Here is a 19,874-nt window from a genome sequence, read left to right as displayed (position 1 = left end):
TTTTTATTTTTCTTATACAAATGTAAATGGATCTGTATGTAATTGCGAAGCATGAATGTGTACATTGAGTTTCTTTGCATCCACTTTTTCTTGTAATTGCTTTTGCACACCTTGCTTCATTACTTTTTCAACGTTATGTCCTGGGTCAACTATATTTAAACCGAGCATCATCGCATCATGAGCAACATGATAATACATGTCACCTGTTACATATACATCCGCTCCTTTAAATTTAGCTTGATTGATGTATTTGTTACCATCACCACCAAGTACAGCTACTTTGCGCACTTTATCATCTAACTTCCCAACAACTCGTGCACCCTTTACATCTAATGATTGCTTTACATGTTCTGCAAACTGCCCAAGTGTCATTTCTTCTTTTAAGTATCCTATTTTCCCAAGCCCTAATGTTTCGCCTTTGTTATCAAGTGGGTACACATCATATGCTACTTCTTCATATGGATGCGCGGTTACCATTGCCTTAATCACTTTTCGCTGTAGTGAAGCTGGAATAATCGTTTCGATTCGTGCTTCTTCTACGCGTTCTAACTGCCCAGTTTCCCCGATATAAGGATTTGTCCCCTCTTGAGGTACAAACGTGCCTGTACCCTCACTGCTAAACGTACAGTGGCTATAATTGCCGATATGACCAGCCCCTGCGCCCCCTAATGCTTTTCGTACTTCTTCTGCATGAGTTTCAGGTACAAACACAACAATTTTTTTCATTTCTTCTGCATATGTCGGTGCCAAAACTTCTGTATCTTGCAATCCTAACGCCTCAGCAAGTAAATCATTTACTCCGCCCTTAGCAACATCCACATTTGTATGCGCTGCATAGATTGCAATATCATTTTTAATACACTTTTCAATAATTTTCCCATACGCCTTATCTGTATGAATCGCTTTTAACGGGTTAAAAATTAAAGGGTGATGAGCAATAATGACATTCGCTCCTAATTGAATTGCTTCATCCACAACTTCTTCCGTTACATCTAACGCAATTAATACGTGTTGTACAGGCTTATTAAGCGCTCCAATCTGCAGTCCAATCTTATCTCCTTCCATCGCCAAATGCTTTGGATACATACTTTCAAATAAAGAAATAATTTCATGGCCATTTGGAATTTTACTCATGATAAAACCTCCTCTATCATTTTCATTTTCGCTTCTACTTCCGCATGCTTCGCTTTTGTTTCTTCAGAATTAACCGCACGTTCTAACTGTTTTAAAATATTTTGGAAGTTTTTCAATTCTCCTTCCCATTTTTCAACGAAAGCTTCACTTTTTTCTTTTATTAAAAATGGTCCCATAAATAATTCAGCTTGTTTATTTTCGGAATAAGGAAGCTCGATGTTTCCGCGCTCCCCTACTAAAATTTCGTAAATTTTCCCATCTTCTTTTACGATTTTTTCATGGATAAGCTCCCAGCCATTCTCAATAAACCATTCACGAATATGGTGCGCTGCAATATTCGGCTGTAAGATTAAACGTGTTACACCTTCTAATTTTTCTTTACCACTTTCTAAAATGTCACGAATTAACGCTCCACCCATACCAGCAATCGTAATAACATCTACTTCTCCTGGCGCTATAACAGCTAATCCATTCCCTTTACGAACGTCTACTTTATCTTGTAAGCCACTTTCAGCTACAGTTGCTTGTGCAGAGCGAAACGGTCCATCTACAACCTCTCCTGCAACTGCTTTTGTAGCAATATTATTTATAATTGTATAACACGGTAAATACGCATGATCCGATCCAATATCAGCTACTGTAGAGCCTACCGGAATCTCCCTCACAACTTCTTCTAATCGTTTCGAAAGCTTTACTTCATTCATGTATTTCCATTACTCCTTCTCTTGTCAGTCTGTCTCCATGATAATGAATTTATAGTGGTTGTTGCAAGTCCGTAACAACACTTCAATTCTCTATTACTAATCGTATTTTAGAAAGTATAGAAAAACAAGCCTTTTGCAAACGCAAAAGGCTTGTTTTTCTATACTTTATTTTTTCTTTGATAACCAATCAGCTACTTTAGCGGCTTGATCAGCTGGAACTATATTTGGTGGCATGTTCCCTTTTCCTTTCGAAAGAATTTCTTTAATTTCATCTTTTGAAAGTTTCCCACCAATTTTTTGCAAATTAGGTCCTACTGCCCCTTGTAACTGATCACCGTGGCAGCTCGTACAGCTTTGCTTCACAATATCCTCTGGCTTTGATGCTGTTTGTGCTGGCTTCCCACCATTTTTTGCATCAGCTAACTCTTTAGATTTATTTAGCCCCTGAAATGAAAATACAAACATAACGATAATACCTAATGCTGCAATAAGAGCGAACGGAATCAGCGGATTACGTTTCATATCTCTTCTCCCCCCTCTATACCCCTAAATAGTTAGATGATTCAGTCATTTCCATTGTACTTGAAAACGCTCTATCAGAAAAGAGTAAACTACCAATCGTTAAAAATATTCCATAAATTCAGTTTATTGTTTTTCATTGTAATATCGCTTATTATTTCGATAATTATTAACGTTTCTCATCATATTTTTCACTTTTCTACATATATTTTTGTATAGAATAAACAAAATTAATCGAAAAATCGAAAAATGAGCATTTGCAAATCAAAAGACAATTCTGTAAAATAAATTACAAGAAATTGTAATCGTTGCTGATAGCTAAAGTTTAACAAAAATTAACAAAATAAAAAAGTTTACTTCACAAAAGTGAAGTAAACTTAAAGGTAGCCCTACTCTAAGAAATCCTTAAGACGCTTACTACGGCTTGGATGTCTTAATTTACGAAGTGCTTTTGCTTCAATTTGACGGATACGTTCTCTTGTTACGCCGAATACTTTCCCAACTTCTTCAAGCGTACGAGTTCGTCCATCATCTAAACCAAAACGAAGACGTAGAACATTTTCTTCACGATCTGTTAGTGTATCTAACACATCTTCTAATTGTTCTTTTAGCAATTCATACGCTGCATGGTCCGCAGGCGATGTTGCTTCTTGGTCTTCAATGAAATCACCTAAATGGGAGTCATCTTCTTCACCAATCGGTGTTTCAAGAGAAACTGGCTCCTGTGCAATTTTTAAGATTTCACGTACTTTTTCTGGAGCAAGATCCATTTCTTCACCAATCTCTTCAGGAGATGGTTCACGTCCTAAATCTTGTAGTAATTGACGCTGTACACGAATTAACTTATTAATCGTTTCAACCATATGAACTGGGATACGAATTGTTCTTGCTTGGTCTGCAATCGCACGTGTAATTGCTTGACGAATCCACCAAGTTGCATACGTACTAAATTTGAAACCTTTACGATAATCGAACTTTTCAACCGCTTTAATTAGACCCATATTCCCTTCTTGGATTAAGTCTAAGAAAAGCATACCACGGCCCACGTAACGCTTTGCAATACTTACTACAAGACGTAAGTTTGCTTCTGCAAGACGACGTTTCGCTTCTTCATCGCCGTCTTCAATACGCGTTGCAAGTCGAATTTCTTCTTCTGCAGATAGTAAATCTACACGACCAATCTCTTTTAAATACATACGAACAGGATCATTGATTTTAACCCCAGGTGGTACACTTAAATCATTAAGGTCAAATTCTTCTTCCGCTTTTGTAATTTGGCGATTATTAGGACCTTCGTCGTTGTCATTGTCGCCAACTAAGTCAATCCCTTGTTCACCTAAATATTCATAATATTCATCCATTTGATCAGATTCAATTTCAAATCCATTCATGCGTTCTGCAATCTCTTCATATGTAAGAACGCCACGTTTTTTTCCGAGCTCAGTGAGTTGTTCTTTCACTTGCTCAAGGGTCATTTCAGTTTCAATTTGTTTAGAACGAGCTGGTTTGTCAGCCATCTGTTCCCCTCCTTACGCGAGATACAAACATTCATTATACTAAAAATTTATCAAAAAAGCTATTTTCTCGCTTTTTGATTTTGTAAATATGCTACATAATATTTAGCAGCTTCTACAGGATCTGTTTTTTCCATTTGTTTTACCTTAAAGATGATTTCCGTCTTTTCAAGTTTTTCTTGATGACGTCTGAGCGTCTCCAAATGGCCTTGTAACACTTCTTCTGTGTATTCTGGATTAATAAATTCATCCGTCGAAATATCAGTGATAATATTTTTTAACTTCTCATCAGAGAGCCAACTTAAAAATGTTCCGACTGAAGGTTCATTTCCCTTTTCATAATATGCGTATAGTTCATATAAAATCCCTTTATGTTCTTCTGTATGAAAATCTTCTATGTGGGATTCCATACGAACAGCCACTTCTGGACTTTGCAACATATGGTAAATAATTTCTCTTTCTGCCCTTTCAAAACCTGTTAACTTCGGTTTTGTTTGAACAATTTGAGACGGCTTAGAAACCTGCTTTACTTGTTTTTGCTGTACCTTTTGTTCTTTGCGATATTGGTGCAATTGATTCAAAAGTGTTTCCATTGAATACGAAAATTCTTGCGATAATGACTTCAAATATGATTCTGCCTGCATCGCATCCTGTAGCAACGATAACTCTTTTAAAACATTTTTCACATATTCTTCTTTGCCAGACTCATCTTGCAAATTTTTCCCTAAACGCAAATAATTTATTTTAAAACCAACAAAACTTATACTTGATTTCACAAGATTTTCAAAAGCAGTTGTCCCATATTGTTGCACATATTCATCAGGATCAAGCTTATCTGGCAAGGATGTAACTTTCACTTGGCAACCAACTTTTAGCAATAATTGCCCTGCTTTCATCGTTGCTTCTCGCCCTGCTTTATCACCATCATAGCAAAGAACAACAGTTTCAACGTTACGTCGCAGAAGTTTTGCTTGTTCTTCAGTTAAAGCTGTTCCCATTGTCGCAACAGCTTCTTCCACACCACTTTTTACCGCAGCCATTACGTCGGCATACCCTTCAAAAAGGACCACTTGCCCACGTTTTCTAATAAACGGCCTCGCTTGGTGGAAGTTATACAACAATTTACTTTTATGAAAAATCGGTGTTTCAGGGCTATTTAAATATTTCGGAGTGTCATCTCCTAATGCCCTTCCACTAAACGCTATCACTTTACCTTGTAACGTATAAATTGGAAACATAACTCTTCCACGGAAGCGATCATAATGACTACCATCCTTCTCGCTTCTTATGAGAAGACCAGCTTGTTCCATACTAGACAGCGATAAACCTCTTTTTTGTAAAATTTTCGTTGCTGCATCCCAAGCAGGTGACGCATAACCAATTTCAAACTTCTCAATCATCTCTTTCGTAATACCACGTTTTAACAAATACGAAAGTGCTTCATTTCCTTCTTCTGTATTTACTAATAAATGATGATAATACTTTTTCAAAAGTTCATGAGCCTGTTGCATGATGACAGTGTCATCAGATATGTCTTCTTGTTGTCCTTGCCCTGATGTATACTCTGCAACTGCAGTTCCGTTTCTTTCACCTAGCTTTTGAACAGCCTCGGTAAAAGCCAATCCTTCCATTTTCATTAGAAAGGAAAATACATTTCCACCTTCTCCACATCCGAAGCAATGAAAAATTTGCTTATCAGATGAAACAGAGAATGAAGGAGAATTCTCACCATGAAATGGACAAAGGCCAAAATAGTTACGCCCCTGTTTTCTAAGTTGAACGTATTCACCAATCACTTCTACAATATCCGATGACGTCCGAATCTGTTCAACAACTTCTTCGGGAATTCTGTTCCCCATAAATCCATCTCCGTGTCGTATTTTGTATTCGATATAAATTAAAAAATTCCTTTATAATTCGACAATATTTTTTCTAAACTTATTAGAAATTGTTGTCGATCACGTTATCAAACGATTTTTCAGGCCTTTTTCTACGTAATTTCGCAGATACGTACCTACTATATAAAATTGTATCCATTTGCTCATCTGTTACAAATGTATCTCCTGGAGACAATACATATACACTTTTTACAAGAAGACTAGCAAGCACCATATCCTATGTGATCACGAGATCTGTTTCTTTTGCATGTTGATACATATAAAAAATCAACTTTAGCTTATTCAGCATCTACATAGACCCAAACTTCCTTGCTACTTCCTTAAACGATGAGCATACGGTGTGACAAACAAAATTTCGACATGAACTTTCGTTCCAACTTGCACAATTTTCAGCATTCACAGGATATGCATCTGCATCAACTAATACGATATTGATGTTTGGCATATTTCTGTATTCTACATCCCTTCTGCGAATCCTTCCATAATGTGCGTTTTCTTGTATAGATTTTGTCGATTTAACGTAATTACATGTCTTTTCGTAAATCCTATCCCTAGTTTATTCTGAAAAATTAAAGTCTAAACGTAAAATATAGGTTTTTATCACAATTTTTTATTATAATATATTTTCTTCAACTGCGCTACATATCCCTTTATTTTTTTCATCTTCTATTTCAGGATAACGAAACACTACCTTTAGCATAATAAAAAGACAGAAGAATATAAGTATAACCACTCCGCTATAATCTATTACGAAATCAACAGGCATTGTGTTTCTCACGAGCGAAAAAAGCACATTCACCTTTGGTAAATGTGCTAAAACAATTTTTGGTTTTGCACTGCATTCACAATAATGTTGGCTGTTTCTTCAATCGCTTTATTCGATACATCAATTACTTGACAATTTATTTTACCAACTACATTCTCAAAGTGATCAATTTCTTCTTTAATACGATTAATATTGGCATATGTTGCACCGTCACTTAGTCCAAGTGATTTCAATCGCTCTTTTCGAATATGATTCAACTTATCTGGCGTAATTTTCAAACCGAAGCATTTTTCTTTAGCCACTTGATATAATTCTTCAGGCGGATCTACTTCTGGTACGAGCGGTACATTGGCAACTTTCAAACGTTTGTTATGAGCTAAATATTGAGAAAGTGGTGTTTTTGATGTGCGCGAAATACCAATCAACACGATATCTGCTTTTAAAATGCCACGTGCGTCTCTACCATCATCATACTTTACAGCAAACTCAATCGCTTCAATCTTTTTAAAGTATTCTTCATCTAATCTACGAACAACACCCGGCTCATATCTTGGTACTTGCCCTGTAATTTCTTCAATTTGATCGATAAGAGGCCCAATAATATCATATGCCTCTACGCCTTCTTTCGCAGCCTCTGTCACTAAATACTGGCGCATGTCAGGCTTTACTAACGTGAAACAAATAAGCGCTTGATTGCTCTTAGCAATTGAAATCACTTCTTTTAATGTCCCTGTATCTTCTACATACGGTACACGTCTAATATCAGGAGCGAATGGGAATTGCCCCATCGCTGCTCGAACAACCAAATCAGCCGTTTCTCCAACAGAGTCAGATACGACATATACGATTTTATTATCCATTACATTACCTCACTTTAAACAAATTACACTTATTCGTTATTTACTAAGTTTACAAACGCACGTGTAATATTTGTTTTTGTAATTCGTCCAATCACTTCTAAACCTTGCTTCGTATCTTTTACAACTGGCATCGCATCAATCTGTCTTTCTATTAATTCCATCGCAATATCATACAAAGAATCTTCTCTACGACACATCGCAATGTTTGGCATCCTTGTCATGATAATATTAACCGGAAGAGAGGTTAAATCCTGCTTTCCTAGGCTAGCTCGTAATAAATCTTTACGAGATACAACGCCAACTAATAAAGTCGATTGATCTACAACGAATAATGTACCTACGTCCTCTAAAAACATAGTACAAATCGCATCGTATACTGATACATTTTTATCAATTACAGCTGGTCTAGATTGATAATCTTGTACTTTAATTTTCTTAACAGCTTCAGATAATAGCTGCCCCCCAGTTTTACCCGTATAAAAATAACCTACGCGTGGACGCGCTTCTAAATAACCAGCCATCGTTAAAATTGCTAAGTCTGGTCTTAGCGTTGCACGTGTTAATCCTAATTGCGCAGCAATTGACTCCCCTGTAATAGGACCGTGATCTTTTACAATCTGAATGATATGTTCTTGCCGTTTATTCAGCTCTATGATAATCACCACCTTCAATGCACAACGAAAAAAGTTATACTATCTCTTAAATATTATATACTAAATATGCTATTTGAAAAAGATAGGATGTAAAAAGGACCGTATACGGCCCCAAATTATATTTGAAACTTATCAAGTTGTTCCAAGAAACGTCTTGATTTCAAATAAATCCCGCAATATTCATCATAATATGTATTCAACACTAAACGCATTTGTTTTTTTGTGCTATCCTTCACTGATACATTGCCAAGTCTATGTAAATCGAAGTGGTAGAAAAGACGTAATAATTTATGAACAGCTTCCCCCACTGGTATACGATACTGGTCTTGCTCAGCATGACGCGAGCACAGAAAACCGCCTTCCCGGACAGAGAAGGCGACAAAATCTGTTTCTTGATGACAAATCGCACATGTATCAAAATACGGGCGCATCCCTAATACCGGAAGCATTTTCGTTTGATAAATTAATGATAATACTTCTGAATCAACACCCTCACACATATAATGCAACGTTTGATATAACATTTCAAATAAATATGGATTATGTTTTTTATCTTCTGTTGCTTTATCAGTTAACTCAACAATAAATGATGCATAAGCAGTTAAAAATATATCCTCGCGAATTTCTTTCATAGTTGAAATAATCTCGCCTTGTTGCAAAGTTCCAAGCCCAGATCCCATTTGAATAAGAAAATTACCATGGGTCATAAGTTGCGAAACAGATGCTAACCGGCTTTTCGGCTTTTTCGCCCCTCTGGCCATTGCACTTACCTTACCCAATTCTCTTGAGAATATTGTAACAATCTTGTTCGTTTCTCCGTAATCTGTCGTACGGATAACGATGCCCTCAACTTTTTGAAACATGTTCGTCACCATCCAAGGTTTGAACAAAACGGGTCAAGAAATTGGAGAGTCTAGATGCGCTAGCTCCTCTTCATGTTGATCCATCTCATCGTTTACGTCTTTTTCCATCTCTTTCAAAAGCAAGTACGTTTCAATGCTTCCTGTTTTGGAGAAAAACTTCCAGGTAAAATCTAGCATAAGAATCCACCTTTCTCAATAAGCGTAGCCTATAAACCAATTTCCTTTGTTGTTATTAAATTGACCCATTTTGTCCATTTTCATGTGAGAAAAATTTTTCCTAATTTATCAAAACTCATAAAAACCAATAATCAGCGGATGAACAAAGCATCCGCTGATTACAGCTGTACTCTATTTTAGTACTCGTCTTCGCGGAAACCAAGGTCACGAAGCTGAGACATTTTATTACGCCAATCTTTTTGCACTTTTACCCATACTTCTAAAAATACTTTAGAACCAAGTAATGCTTCAATATCAAAACGAGCTCGCTTACCAACTTCTTTTAACATCTTCCCTTGTTTTCCGATAATAATCCCTTTTTGCGACGGACGTTCAACAACAATCGTTGCATTGATATAAACTGCCCCGCCTTCGCGTTTTTGGATTGCATCGATAACAACAGCCACAGAATGAGGCACTTCTTCACGTGTTAAATGTAGTACTTTCTCACGAATAAGCTCTGAAATAATAAATCGCTCTGGATGATCCGTTACTTGATTATCTGGGTAGTATTGCGGTCCTTCTGGCAAATACTTTTTAATTGTTCCAATTAAAGCATCCACATTATTGCCGTCTAATGCAGAAATTGGTACAATCTCTGCAAACTCATATAGTTTACGGTATTGATCAATTAACTCTAATAATTGCTCTGGGTGAAGTTGATCAATTTTATTAATTACTAAAAATACTGGTTGTTTCGTTTCTTTTAATTTCTCAATAATGAATTCCTCACCACGACCAAATCCTTCAACTGCATTGACCATAAACAGAACAATATCAACTTCTTTTAATGTCGTTTGAGCCATCTTCACCATGAAGTCGCCTAATTTATGTTTAGGTTTATGTATTCCTGGTGTATCAATGAAAATTACTTGTGAATCATTTTCTGTATATACGCCTTGAATTTTATTACGAGTTGTTTGTGGCTTGTCACTCATAATGGCAATTTTCTGGCCGATAATACGATTTAAAAATGTAGATTTCCCAACATTCGGTCTGCCAATAATAGAGACAAAACCTGATTTATAACCTTTTCTATTCATGTAAATCCTCCGCTAAAAATGCTCCTGGCAACAATTCTCCGACTGTCGTCTCTTGAACGTCACCATGTAAATTTGATAGGTATACTTTCGTATCCTGTTTACATAATTCTACCATAACTTGTCGACATGCTCCACAAGGAGGTACCGGACGCTTTGTATCTGCCACAATTGCGATAGCTACAAACTCTTTATCTCCTTCAGAAACCGCCTTAAATAAAGCTGTTCTTTCTGCACAGTTACATAAGCCATATGATGCATTCTCAACATTACATCCACGATATACTTTTCCATCCTGTGTTAATAATGCTGCACCTACTTGAAATTTAGAATATGGTACGTACGCTTGTTTACGCGCTTCGATTGCTTCTTGAATTAATTGTTTACTATTCATATTCCCGCATCCTTCCTGTCCACAGCTGTGAATAGATACACTCTCTGATTAAAGACCTTTACGGCACTTTCAAAGCTTAATAAAAGCTTTGGAATGCAACTATACCACATACGGCAAAAAGATAATAGCACCAATTATAACGGCTATTATCGCAAACAATAAAACCGCTCCAGCTGCGACATCCTTTGCAATTTTCGCAAACGGATGTATACCGGTAGTCGCTAAATCTACTGTTTTTTCCACAGCCGTATTTACCATCTCTAAACTCATTACAATTCCTATTACAATAAGTAATACCATCCACTCTACTTTCGTAATATGGAAATAAAAACCGCAGCATATAACAATGACTGCGGCTAAATAATGAATTTTCATATTTCGTTCATGACGAAGACAAAAGAATATACCCGCTATAGCATATCCAAAACTATTTATAAGTTTTCCTTTTTTCATCGACCTAATCCAAATGCCTCTAAAATTTCTTTTTGTCTTCCAAACATTTCTTTTTCATCCTCTTCTGTCATGTGGTCATAACCAAGTAAATGTAAAAAGCCATGTAACGCTAAAAAGCCAAGTTCACGATCAAAAGAATGTCCATACTCTTCAGCTTGTTCTTTCGCTCTCGGAATAGAAATAATAAGGTCACCTAACATGCGAGGCATCTCTGCACCTACAATTTCCATTTCTCCTTCTCCCATTTCTTCCATAGCAAAGGAAATGACATCAGTAGGCTGATCTTTATCTCGGTAATCACGATTAATCTCGCGAATGCGTTCGTTATCTACAAATGTTACTGATAACTCCGCACCATCCTCTATTTTTTCCATTTGAGCTGCTTTTTCTAATATCTCACGAATTAAATTCACATATTCTTCTTTCACTTCTTCTGTTTCATCAATGAAATCAATTAATAAACTCATTCTTTCTCCTTCTCTTCCGGTGGTTCCGGATATGTAATACGCGAATGGAAAATACCATTTAACGTTTCACATAACGTTTTTCCAACGATTTGTAGTTCCTTAAACGTCAAATCACATTCACTAAATTGCCCATCTTGCAGGCGATCTTTAATAATACTTTGTACTAAATTATTAATTTGATCTGGCGTTGGGTGATTCATAGAACGTACCGCCGCCTCAACACTATCAGCAATACCAACAATTGCCGACTCTTTAGAAGTTGCTTTTGACCCCGGATAGCGGAACATCTCTTCTGTATATTTTTCTTTATCTTCTTTAATCGCCTTATAATAAAAATATTTAAGTAATGTTGTACCATGGTGTTGTCCCGCAATATCGATAATTTCTTGCGGAATATGGTATTCTTCGAGCATTCTGACTCCATCTGTTACATGAGCAATGATAATATCTTTACTCGTCACAGGATCTAATTTATCATGTGGATTTTCAATTCCCATCTGATTTTCAATAAAGAATTGCGGTTGTACTGTTTTTCCTACATCATGATAATACGCCCCTACACGTGCTAATACACCATTTGCTCCAACCGCTTCACAAGCTGCCTCAGAAAGATTCGCTACCATTACACTGTGGTGATATGTTCCTGGCGCTTCTAACAAAATTCTACGCAAAAGCGGATGATTCGGACTTGATAGTTCCATAAGCTTCATGCTTGATACAATTCCAAGTCCACTCTCTAAATATGGTAATATCCCCATCGCTAAAACGGATGAGATAATCCCTGAAACGGAAGCCATCAATAATTGCGTTCCAATTTCAAGAGGTGAAAAATTCCCATTACGTAATAATAATAACGCCGCTAAGACGACTACATTTAAGATAGAAACGAGTATACCAGCTTGCAAAATCATCGTACGACGATTTTTTTCTCTTAAGAAAATACTTACTGATAATGAACTTAATAGCACATAAATACCTACACTATAATTCAGTGTACTTGTTACTCCTTCATTAAACATAATACTTCCGCACACAGAAAAAATCATACTTGTTAAAAATACAAATCGATCGCCAATCATTAGTTTTACAAGTATTGTTCCCATCGCAACTGGGACAACATACGCAATCCCTGCGTATTCAAGCTTTTGAAACAAACTAATAGTTTTCATTAAAACAATCGTGATAGATAAAATTGTAATATATGCTAAAACATACGGTCTGTCTTCTCTTTTACGCTGTAAAAATACTTCAAACTGCTTATGCATAAAGTACAGTAACACACCAATGAGCACCGCTAATCCAACATAAGGCTGAAAACTATTACCTTTCTCTAATAAACCGACTAATTTCAACTGATTATACATATCACTTGAAATTGTTTCACCTTCTCTAACAATAACTTGTCCTTGAAGAATATAAACAGGTGGAACTAAATCTTCTTCCGCTTTCTTCTTCTCTTTCGTTACAGCCGGATCATAAAAGTAATTTGCTGTAATTGCATATGATCCTAGCGCATTCACAGCTTCCTTCAATCCGCTATTCACATTGAGGCTTTTCATTTCATTAACAAATCGCTCTTTTGCCGCTATTTCTTCGGACATTTTTATATTTCCACCCATAATAACACTAATAGACGTTAGAGCCGCGTTCTTTGCTAATTCTAATTGATCCGGTTCTGCATTAATAAAGTATAATAAATTCTCATCAGATAATTCCTTTGTTAAATTAGATGGCAACTTCTTCTTCAACTTTTCTAATTTATTTGCATCGGTCATCTTTTTTTGCTCTTCAGGTCCAGCAGCTTTCATCTCTTGAATTACTTCATTTACCTTAGCAAAAACATCATTTACAATATCTATTCTATTTTGTTTATATTCACTTCTATATGTATATTGATCCCCAACTTTTTGAGCGGCCTCTTGTTTTTTTCTGTCCGTTATAACCTTATCTTCAATTTTAATAGGAGAATGAATTGTTTTTTTCGCAATAGAATACATATCAACATCTAATTGCTCTGGTTTTACATTATTCATAAGTGCAAAAAACAGCACTGCTCCTAATAAAACATAAGAAATCCAACTTAGTTTTTTCGAATGTTGTAAATTACGAAACCACTTAGAAATTTCTTGAGCTCTTAACATGATTTCAATACCTTCTCCTCTCCAGAAATAAAGTGAAACTATTTATAGCTTTCATTTCTTCTAGCCAACGATACTTTTAGGTAACATTTTGATACACCAGTACCTATAGTTTATTTCTCTTATCTTTTATGATAGTAAAAAATATGCCGTTCGCCAACCTTAATACAAAAAGAAATGATCCTGACAAATAGGATCATTCCATTTTATCATATGCCTCAATAATACGTTGCACCAGCGGATGCCTCACAACGTCCGTCTGTTCTAATGTAATGAATGAAAGACCTGATACACCAGATAAAATGTTAGCAGCTAGCGAAAGCCCTGATTTTACCCCTTTTGGTAAGTCTACTTGTGAAGGGTCCCCAGTAATAACCATTTTAGAACTAAAACCCAATCTTGTTAAAAACATTTTTATTTGTGCACCCGTTGTATTTTGAGCTTCATCTAAAATAACAAATGAATCATCGAGCGTACGCCCTCTCATATAAGCAAGAGGCGCGATTTCAATTACACCTCGCTCCATCATACGTTGCGTATATTCTTGTCCAAGAATATCGTGCAACGCATCATACAATGGACGTAAATACGGATCTACCTTCTCTTTCAAATCTCCTGGTAAAAAACCTAAACTTTCTCCAGCTTCTACCGCCGGTCTCGTTAAAATAATTTTCTTTACATACCCTTGCTTTAAAGCTCTCACAGCCATTACTACAGCTAAGTATGTTTTCCCAGTCCCAGCAGGTCCTATTCCAAAAACAATATCATTCTTCTTCATTGCATGAATATATCTTCTTTGCCCCATTGTTTTTACACGAATGGATTTACCTTTTGCCGTTTTAAAGATTTCTTCTTCATATAACTCTTCAAATTGAGCAATATTCCCTTGTTGTGCGAGCTGAATTGCATACGCAACATCTCTTTCTGCAATTGATACACCTTTTCGAATAACAACAAGTAATTGCTGTAAGATTTTTTCTACGAGTGTCACAGTTTCAACTGCTCCAGATGCATGAACAGTTTCACCTCTAGTTACAATCGATACATTCAGTTCCCGTTCAATTACTTTCAAATGAGCATCATTGATCCCAAAAAGAGCGATTGCTTCGTTAGTATTTTCCAATTGTTGGTTCATTTCTACTAATTGTTCTGCCATTACTCAGTCTCCTTGAATATCGGATTCGGATATCGGTTGTGGCTCTGCAATATTTTCGATCACAGTATAATGCAACGTGACTTTTAGTTGATCCGCCTCAACCTCTTTACTCAAAATCTTATCACTTACAATCATAGCATGTTCATCCAATTTTTTCTTTAGTTCTTTTTCAGCCATCTCTTTCGCTACTTTCATTGCCTGTTTTTCTGTATATTCCCGATTCGCTTCTTCCTCTTCTCGCACGATATCTTTTTCGTACGCGATCGGCAGTGTAAAACCAAATAGTTTCACATCGTGTTTTACACTTTCAGTACGAGAGCGTTTATACTTATCATGTTGAAATCCCCATATTTTTATTTTCGCACTCCCAAATGTAAGGTAATGCTCATTATATGCATTGCCAGTATATACTTGAAATTGCGTCTTCAGTGGTACATTCACCTCAGATGTATACCACGTTTCTCCATACACAATACCTTTCGCCGAAACAATCGTTGGACTCTCCTCATTACCGTATATCCCTGATACGAGAAGCTGTCCTTTTTCGACATGGTCATTTTTCAAGACGACTGGTTTTCCTACTTCAACAAATGTTTTTGTAACAATCGCTTCTTTTTTTGCTACTAAATTTTGCGGCCTTTGTTCCTTTTCTTTTTTCGGCTCGTTTTTTTCAACAATTTTAAAATGGTACGTCGTTCCTCTTATTTCTAGTCCCGCCCAAGTAATCGCATTAATATTGTCTGTCAAATGACGTTGTACATCTTCTACATTAGGCATTTGGAATTGTAATTTCCCTTTTTTAATACCCATTTTGTCCAATTCTTTCATCAATATATATTCCGTTTCAGGTTTCGCTCCTGTAATTTCAATTTTCCAAACCATATTTGATAATGCAATCATGCCAAAAAAGAAAATTAAAAAACCAATTAAGAATCCACTATTTTTAATTAAACGCTTATTTAAAAAAGGAAAACCGTAACGTCCAATAAAATATAGTTTGCATTCATTTTTTCTATAAATTGGTTTTATTTTCTTCACATCTCGTAATAACATACAAAAAACTAACGTTTCATCAGCAATCTTCTTAACATCCCAAACTAATAATTTTCTACGTACACATTCGTTAACGAACCGTTCCGCTCCTCTACCTTCAATTCGTACTTTTACATATCCAAGCCACTTTATAAACCATTTATTTTTCATCTACTACCTCCACTACCTTTCCAAAAGTATACACACTACTTTTTTCAATTTAATTAGCAAAATAGCTCGTACGAAAATGAAATAAAGAGTTTTACTGCCCATAAATAGCGAGATAAACTGAATAGTAAGGTCGAATCACAAAAATAACGAAGAAAAACTTCACATATGGAAGTTTCTCTCACTCCTCTTTTTTTTCGTTTTCTAAAAACGTCACTTGCTCAATTATTCCTTCAAGCAAAAGTTCTTCTGGAAGGATTGTTTTAATAATAAAGGATTGCCCCTTAATTAATAATTGACCGTGCTTTAACAACAATCTTACTTCTTTATCTGAAAACACTAATAAACCCCGATGATTTTCTATATAGATATGCACTTGCCCAACAAGCGTGATCCGAGGTAGATCCATTAGCACATCCACTGGTAGGTCTATTTGCTTCGTTAACCAATTCTTCATTTGTTCTAATTTTTTCATCTCAAAAGACCCCCTCTCATCCCATATGTATGAAAAAAGAGCTTGTAATATCACGTCCAAACTGAAAAAAAGCATAAAAAAACGTCTCATACGAAATGAGACGTTTTTTTATGCTAATAGCTGGATAACCAGCTTATTCACAAGTGATCCGTCTGTTTTACCTTTTACTTTCGGCATAACAGCAGTCATCACCTTACCCATATCTGCTTTAGAAGTCGCACCAACTTCAGAAATAACTTGCTTAATTACATTCGCTAGTTCTTCTTCTGTTAATTGCTCCGGCAAATATGCGCTTAAAATCTGAATTTCACTTTGCAGTTTATTAACAAGGTCTTCACGACCAGCTTTTTTAAATTCAAGGAGGGAGTCCTTATACTGTTTTACTTCACGAGCTAAAACTGTTAATTCCTCTTCTTCAGTAAGAGTATGTTGCAGTTTAATACCTTCATTTTGTAAAGCAGCCTTAACCATACGAATAACGGTTAATTTTTCTTTTTGTTTATTCTTCATCGCTTGTTTCATATCATCGTTTAAACGACCGAGAAGACTCATAACTTACACCCTCTCTTAGAATTTACGCTTTCTTGCCGCTTCAGATTTCTTCTTACGTTTTACACTTGGCTTTTCATAAAACTCGCGCTTTCTTGCTTCAGCAAGTGTACCAGTTTTAGAAACCGATCTTTTAAAACGGCGAAGTGCATCCTCCAAAGACTCGTTTTTACGAACGACTGTTTTTGACATTCTCTTTCCCTCCCTCCGAAACATCACACTTACATACTAATTTCAGCATGCAAAAAGAAACCCTTCTTCAGCATGTCTTTTACGATTATAATACATTTTATCACTTCAGGTCAACTATTTGGCAGAATAAAAGAAGAATAGATGCCCTTACCTGTTCAAAAGCTATGTAGATAGCTATTATCCTTTTTCCCTGAAGACACCTATATTTTTATCGTTACACCTTTTTTAATACAAGAAAGCATTAAATAACTACTCATTCAACGTACCTGCCTTTTCAGTACTTAACTTCTCCACAAAAAAAAGAAAGCATGCAAATCGTTTCCGTTTGCATGCTTTTGTATCCCGCTATTTGCCAGGACAGTAAGACCCCTACCTCAAAATTCAGCAAAAGCAAAGAACTTAGGTGGGGGTCAGGCTGATAATCAGCGGGGATGAACAAAGCCCCCCACTGATTAAAATTTCATTTTATGCGCTTGCTGATTCTTTTTTTACATCATCTTCAAGAACACGAACAAATTGCGCTTCGTTATATGGATAACCAGCTTTCGTAATTTTCACTTTCACTAGCTTACCAATTAATTCTTCCGATCCTTCAAATACAATTTTCAAGTAGTTATCCGTATAGCCTACATATAAGCCTTCACGGTCGCCCTCTTTAAATTGCTCTTCCGGAATGATTTCAAGCACTTCCCCTTCAAACTGTGACGCATACTCTTTCGCTAATTGGTTAGATAGTTCAATTAAACGATGAACACGATCATTCTTCACATCTTCAGGAACTTGATCTTCCATACGCGCTGCAGGTGTTCCTGTACGCTTCGAGTAAGGGAATACGTGTAACTCAGAGAAGCGATTCTCTTTAATGAAATTGTATGTTTCCATGAATTCTTCTTCTGTTTCACCCGGGAAACCAACAATTACGTCCGATGTAATCGCAAGGCCTGGTAACGCTTCTTTCAAACGATCTAAACGTTCTTGGAAAAATTCCATCGTATACTTACGACGCATACGCTTTAATACAGTATTAGATCCAGATTGCAACGGAATGTGTAAGTGACGTACAACTACTTCAGACTTATCTAACACTTCAATTACTTCATCTGAAATTTGACTCGCCTCAATAGAAGAAATACGAAGACGTTTTAATCCACCTACTTCCGCTTCCATATCACGAAGTAATCCAGCTAAGTTATAATCTTTAATATCTTCACCGTACCCACCTGTATGAATACCTGTTAATACGATTTCTTTATAGCCTGCATCTACTAATTGCTGCGCTTGTTTAATAACTTCTTTCCCATCACGAGAACGCATTAAACCACGTGCCCAAGGAATAATACAGAATGTACAGAAGTTATTACAACCTTCTTGTATTTTTAAAGATGCACGTGTACGATCCGTGAAATAAGGTACATCCAGTTCTTCGTATACACGTGTTTTCATAATATTGCGGACAGCATTAATTGGTTGACGCTCTTTGCGGAATTCTTCGATGTATCCTAACATCTTTTCACGATCCTGTGTACCAACTACAATATCTACACCTGGAATCGCCATAATTTCTGCTGGAGATGTTTGTGCATAACATCCAGTTACACAAATAACCGCATCCGGATTTTGACGAACAGCACGTCTAATAACTTGACGACTTTTCTTATCTCCCGTATTCGTTACTGTACATGTATTAATAACATATACATCAGATTTCTTTTCATATTCAGTTCTTTCATAACCACCTTGTTTAAACAATTGCCAAATGGCTTCTGTTTCATAGTGGTTTACTTTACAACCTAACGTATGGAACGCAACAGTTGACATTGATCATCACCCCATCAATTCAAAATGATACGAAGCAGCACTTAACGCGTATAACGGTGCCGTTTCTGTTCTTAAAATTCTTGGTCCTAAACTACATGGTACAAATTTATGTTCACGAAGCGCTGTAATCTCTTCCTCAGCTAAACCGCCTTCTGGGCCAAATACAATCAATAGCTTTTGACCTGGTTTCATCGTTGTTAAAGCTTTCGCAAAATTAGATTTCTCGCCTTGTTTCGCTTCCTCTTCGTAAGCAACAAGACAAACATCATACTCACCACTCATTGAAAGCAATTGTTTAAACGATGCCGGAGCATGTACTTCTGGAACTTCACTTCTATGTGATTGTTCCGCAGCTTCTTTCACAATTTTTCTTAAACGCTCAACTTTTTTATCAGCTTTTTTCGCATCCCATTTTACGATAGAGCGAGATGCTTGAAATGGTAAGAATGCAGCTGCCCCAAGCTCTGTTCCTTTTTGGAAAATTAACTCTAGCTTGTCTCCTTTTGGCAGTCCACTTGCAATCGTCACGAAAACAGGAAGTTCACTTGACGCCTCTACCCATTCTACAATAGCCGTATTAATAAATTCACTGGTAATTTCATCAATTGAACATACTGCTGTTTTTCCGTTTACACAGCAATAAATGTGATCTCCAGCTGACATACGCATCACTCTTGCGATATGATGTACGTCATCACCTACAATGCGAATATTTGTCTCATTTACATATTTCTCTTCTACAAAATAACGTTGCATATAATCACCTTAGTAGAGTTTCGTTCCTTTCGTAAGTCAATACTTACGAAAGGAACGAAACGTTATCATTTTTCATATAACAAACGGCAAGTCCCTCACCTTATAGTGA

The 19,874-nt window shown here is 36.3% G+C and carries 21 protein-coding genes; all 21 read right to left on the bottom strand.

The genetic code is table 11. The features are described 5' to 3' along the window. Positions 1-12: 12 nt before the first annotated feature. A complete protein-coding gene (locus KVT31_RS02005) occupies positions 13-1,134 on the bottom strand; it encodes a Nif3-like dinuclear metal center hexameric protein (RefSeq protein WP_088097777.1) in 1,122 nt (373 codons plus the stop codon). After that, the gene (locus KVT31_RS02000; RefSeq protein WP_088097778.1) at positions 1,131-1,838 is read right to left on the bottom strand and encodes a tRNA (adenine(22)-N(1))-methyltransferase; all 708 of its coding nucleotides are present in this window, start codon (positions 1,836-1,838) and stop codon (positions 1,131-1,133) included. The genes KVT31_RS02005 and KVT31_RS02000 overlap by 4 nt, the downstream gene beginning before the upstream one ends. Before the next feature lie 165 nt (positions 1,839-2,003). After that, a complete protein-coding gene (gene cccA / locus KVT31_RS01995; RefSeq protein ID WP_000828145.1) occupies positions 2,004-2,360 on the bottom strand; it encodes a cytochrome c550 in 357 nt (118 codons plus the stop codon). Positions 2,361-2,746: 386 nt separating this feature from the next. Beyond that, positions 2,747-3,874 carry an RNA polymerase sigma factor RpoD gene (gene rpoD, locus KVT31_RS01990; RefSeq protein ID WP_088097779.1) on the bottom strand — a complete coding sequence of 376 codons (1,128 nt, stop codon included), beginning with the start codon at positions 3,872-3,874 and terminating at the stop codon, positions 2,747-2,749. 59 nt (positions 3,875-3,933) lie between these two features. After that, positions 3,934-5,730: a DNA primase gene (dnaG, locus tag KVT31_RS01985; protein ID WP_088097780.1), complete on the bottom strand. Its 1,797-nt coding sequence runs from the start codon at positions 5,728-5,730 to the stop codon at positions 3,934-3,936. Positions 5,731-6,582: 852 nt separating this feature from the next. Beyond that, positions 6,583-7,395, bottom strand: coding sequence for a pyruvate, water dikinase regulatory protein (locus tag KVT31_RS01980; protein ID WP_000368940.1), 813 nt, complete (start codon positions 7,393-7,395; stop codon positions 6,583-6,585). A gap of 29 nt (positions 7,396-7,424) precedes the next feature. Next, the gene (ccpN, locus tag KVT31_RS01975) at positions 7,425-8,057 is read right to left on the bottom strand and encodes a transcriptional regulator CcpN (protein ID WP_000583755.1); all 633 of its coding nucleotides are present in this window, start codon (positions 8,055-8,057) and stop codon (positions 7,425-7,427) included. Positions 8,058-8,164: 107 nt separating this feature from the next. Next, complete coding sequence (recO, locus tag KVT31_RS01970) at positions 8,165-8,911, bottom strand: DNA repair protein RecO (RefSeq protein WP_000487012.1); 747 nt, start codon at positions 8,909-8,911, stop codon at positions 8,165-8,167. Positions 8,912-8,944: 33 nt separating this feature from the next. Further along, positions 8,945-9,088 (bottom strand): YqzL family protein, encoded by a 144-nt coding sequence (locus KVT31_RS01965; protein ID WP_000883924.1) that lies wholly within the window; start codon positions 9,086-9,088, stop codon positions 8,945-8,947. Between the two features lie 176 nt (positions 9,089-9,264). Next, on the bottom strand, positions 9,265-10,170 hold the full coding sequence (era, locus tag KVT31_RS01960; RefSeq protein ID WP_061677310.1) for a GTPase Era: 906 nt from the start codon (positions 10,168-10,170) through the stop codon (positions 9,265-9,267). Continuing rightward, positions 10,163-10,561 carry a cytidine deaminase gene (locus tag KVT31_RS01955; RefSeq protein WP_001086294.1) on the bottom strand — a complete coding sequence of 133 codons (399 nt, stop codon included), beginning with the start codon at positions 10,559-10,561 and terminating at the stop codon, positions 10,163-10,165. Before KVT31_RS01955 ends, era begins: the two co-directional genes overlap by 8 nt. Before the next feature lie 99 nt (positions 10,562-10,660). Beyond that, positions 10,661-11,014, bottom strand: a complete 354-nt coding sequence (locus KVT31_RS01950) for a diacylglycerol kinase family protein (RefSeq protein ID WP_088097782.1) — start codon at positions 11,012-11,014, stop codon at positions 10,661-10,663. Beyond that, the gene (ybeY, locus tag KVT31_RS01945; protein WP_000054689.1) at positions 11,011-11,481 is read right to left on the bottom strand and encodes an rRNA maturation RNase YbeY; all 471 of its coding nucleotides are present in this window, start codon (positions 11,479-11,481) and stop codon (positions 11,011-11,013) included. The genes KVT31_RS01950 and ybeY overlap by 4 nt, the downstream gene beginning before the upstream one ends. Next, a complete protein-coding gene (locus KVT31_RS01940) occupies positions 11,478-13,622 on the bottom strand; it encodes an HD family phosphohydrolase (RefSeq protein WP_088097783.1) in 2,145 nt (714 codons plus the stop codon). The genes ybeY and KVT31_RS01940 overlap by 4 nt, the downstream gene beginning before the upstream one ends. Before the next feature lie 193 nt (positions 13,623-13,815). Beyond that, entirely contained in the window at positions 13,816-14,775 is a 960-nt protein-coding gene (locus tag KVT31_RS01935) for a PhoH family protein (protein WP_088097784.1), read from the bottom strand. 3 nt (positions 14,776-14,778) lie between these two features. Further along, entirely contained in the window at positions 14,779-15,978 is a 1,200-nt protein-coding gene (gene yqfD, locus KVT31_RS01930; RefSeq protein WP_088097785.1) for a sporulation protein YqfD, read from the bottom strand. Positions 15,979-16,156: 178 nt separating this feature from the next. Continuing rightward, positions 16,157-16,450 carry a sporulation protein YqfC gene (yqfC, locus tag KVT31_RS01925; RefSeq protein WP_000732264.1) on the bottom strand — a complete coding sequence of 98 codons (294 nt, stop codon included), beginning with the start codon at positions 16,448-16,450 and terminating at the stop codon, positions 16,157-16,159. 108 nt (positions 16,451-16,558) lie between these two features. Further along, positions 16,559-17,002 carry a GatB/YqeY domain-containing protein gene (locus tag KVT31_RS01920; protein ID WP_000054579.1) on the bottom strand — a complete coding sequence of 148 codons (444 nt, stop codon included), beginning with the start codon at positions 17,000-17,002 and terminating at the stop codon, positions 16,559-16,561. Between the two features lie 15 nt (positions 17,003-17,017). Next, positions 17,018-17,191 (bottom strand): 30S ribosomal protein S21, encoded by a 174-nt coding sequence (rpsU, locus tag KVT31_RS01915; RefSeq protein WP_000048061.1) that lies wholly within the window; start codon positions 17,189-17,191, stop codon positions 17,018-17,020. A 465-nt stretch (positions 17,192-17,656) separates the two neighbouring features. Continuing rightward, the gene (mtaB, locus tag KVT31_RS01910; protein WP_061677306.1) at positions 17,657-19,009 is read right to left on the bottom strand and encodes a tRNA (N(6)-L-threonylcarbamoyladenosine(37)-C(2))-methylthiotransferase MtaB; all 1,353 of its coding nucleotides are present in this window, start codon (positions 19,007-19,009) and stop codon (positions 17,657-17,659) included. 6 nt (positions 19,010-19,015) lie between these two features. Beyond that, the gene (locus KVT31_RS01905) at positions 19,016-19,765 is read right to left on the bottom strand and encodes a 16S rRNA (uracil(1498)-N(3))-methyltransferase (protein ID WP_048531237.1); all 750 of its coding nucleotides are present in this window, start codon (positions 19,763-19,765) and stop codon (positions 19,016-19,018) included. Between the last annotated feature and the right edge of the window lie 109 nt (positions 19,766-19,874).

The organism is Bacillus sp. GbtcB14, assembly GCF_019091205.1.
GTDB lineage: Bacteria > Bacillota > Bacilli > Bacillales > Bacillaceae_G > Bacillus_A > Bacillus_A cereus_AG.
Note: the sequence above shows the minus strand (reverse complement) of the source record. Positions and strands in the feature narration are given on the sequence as shown.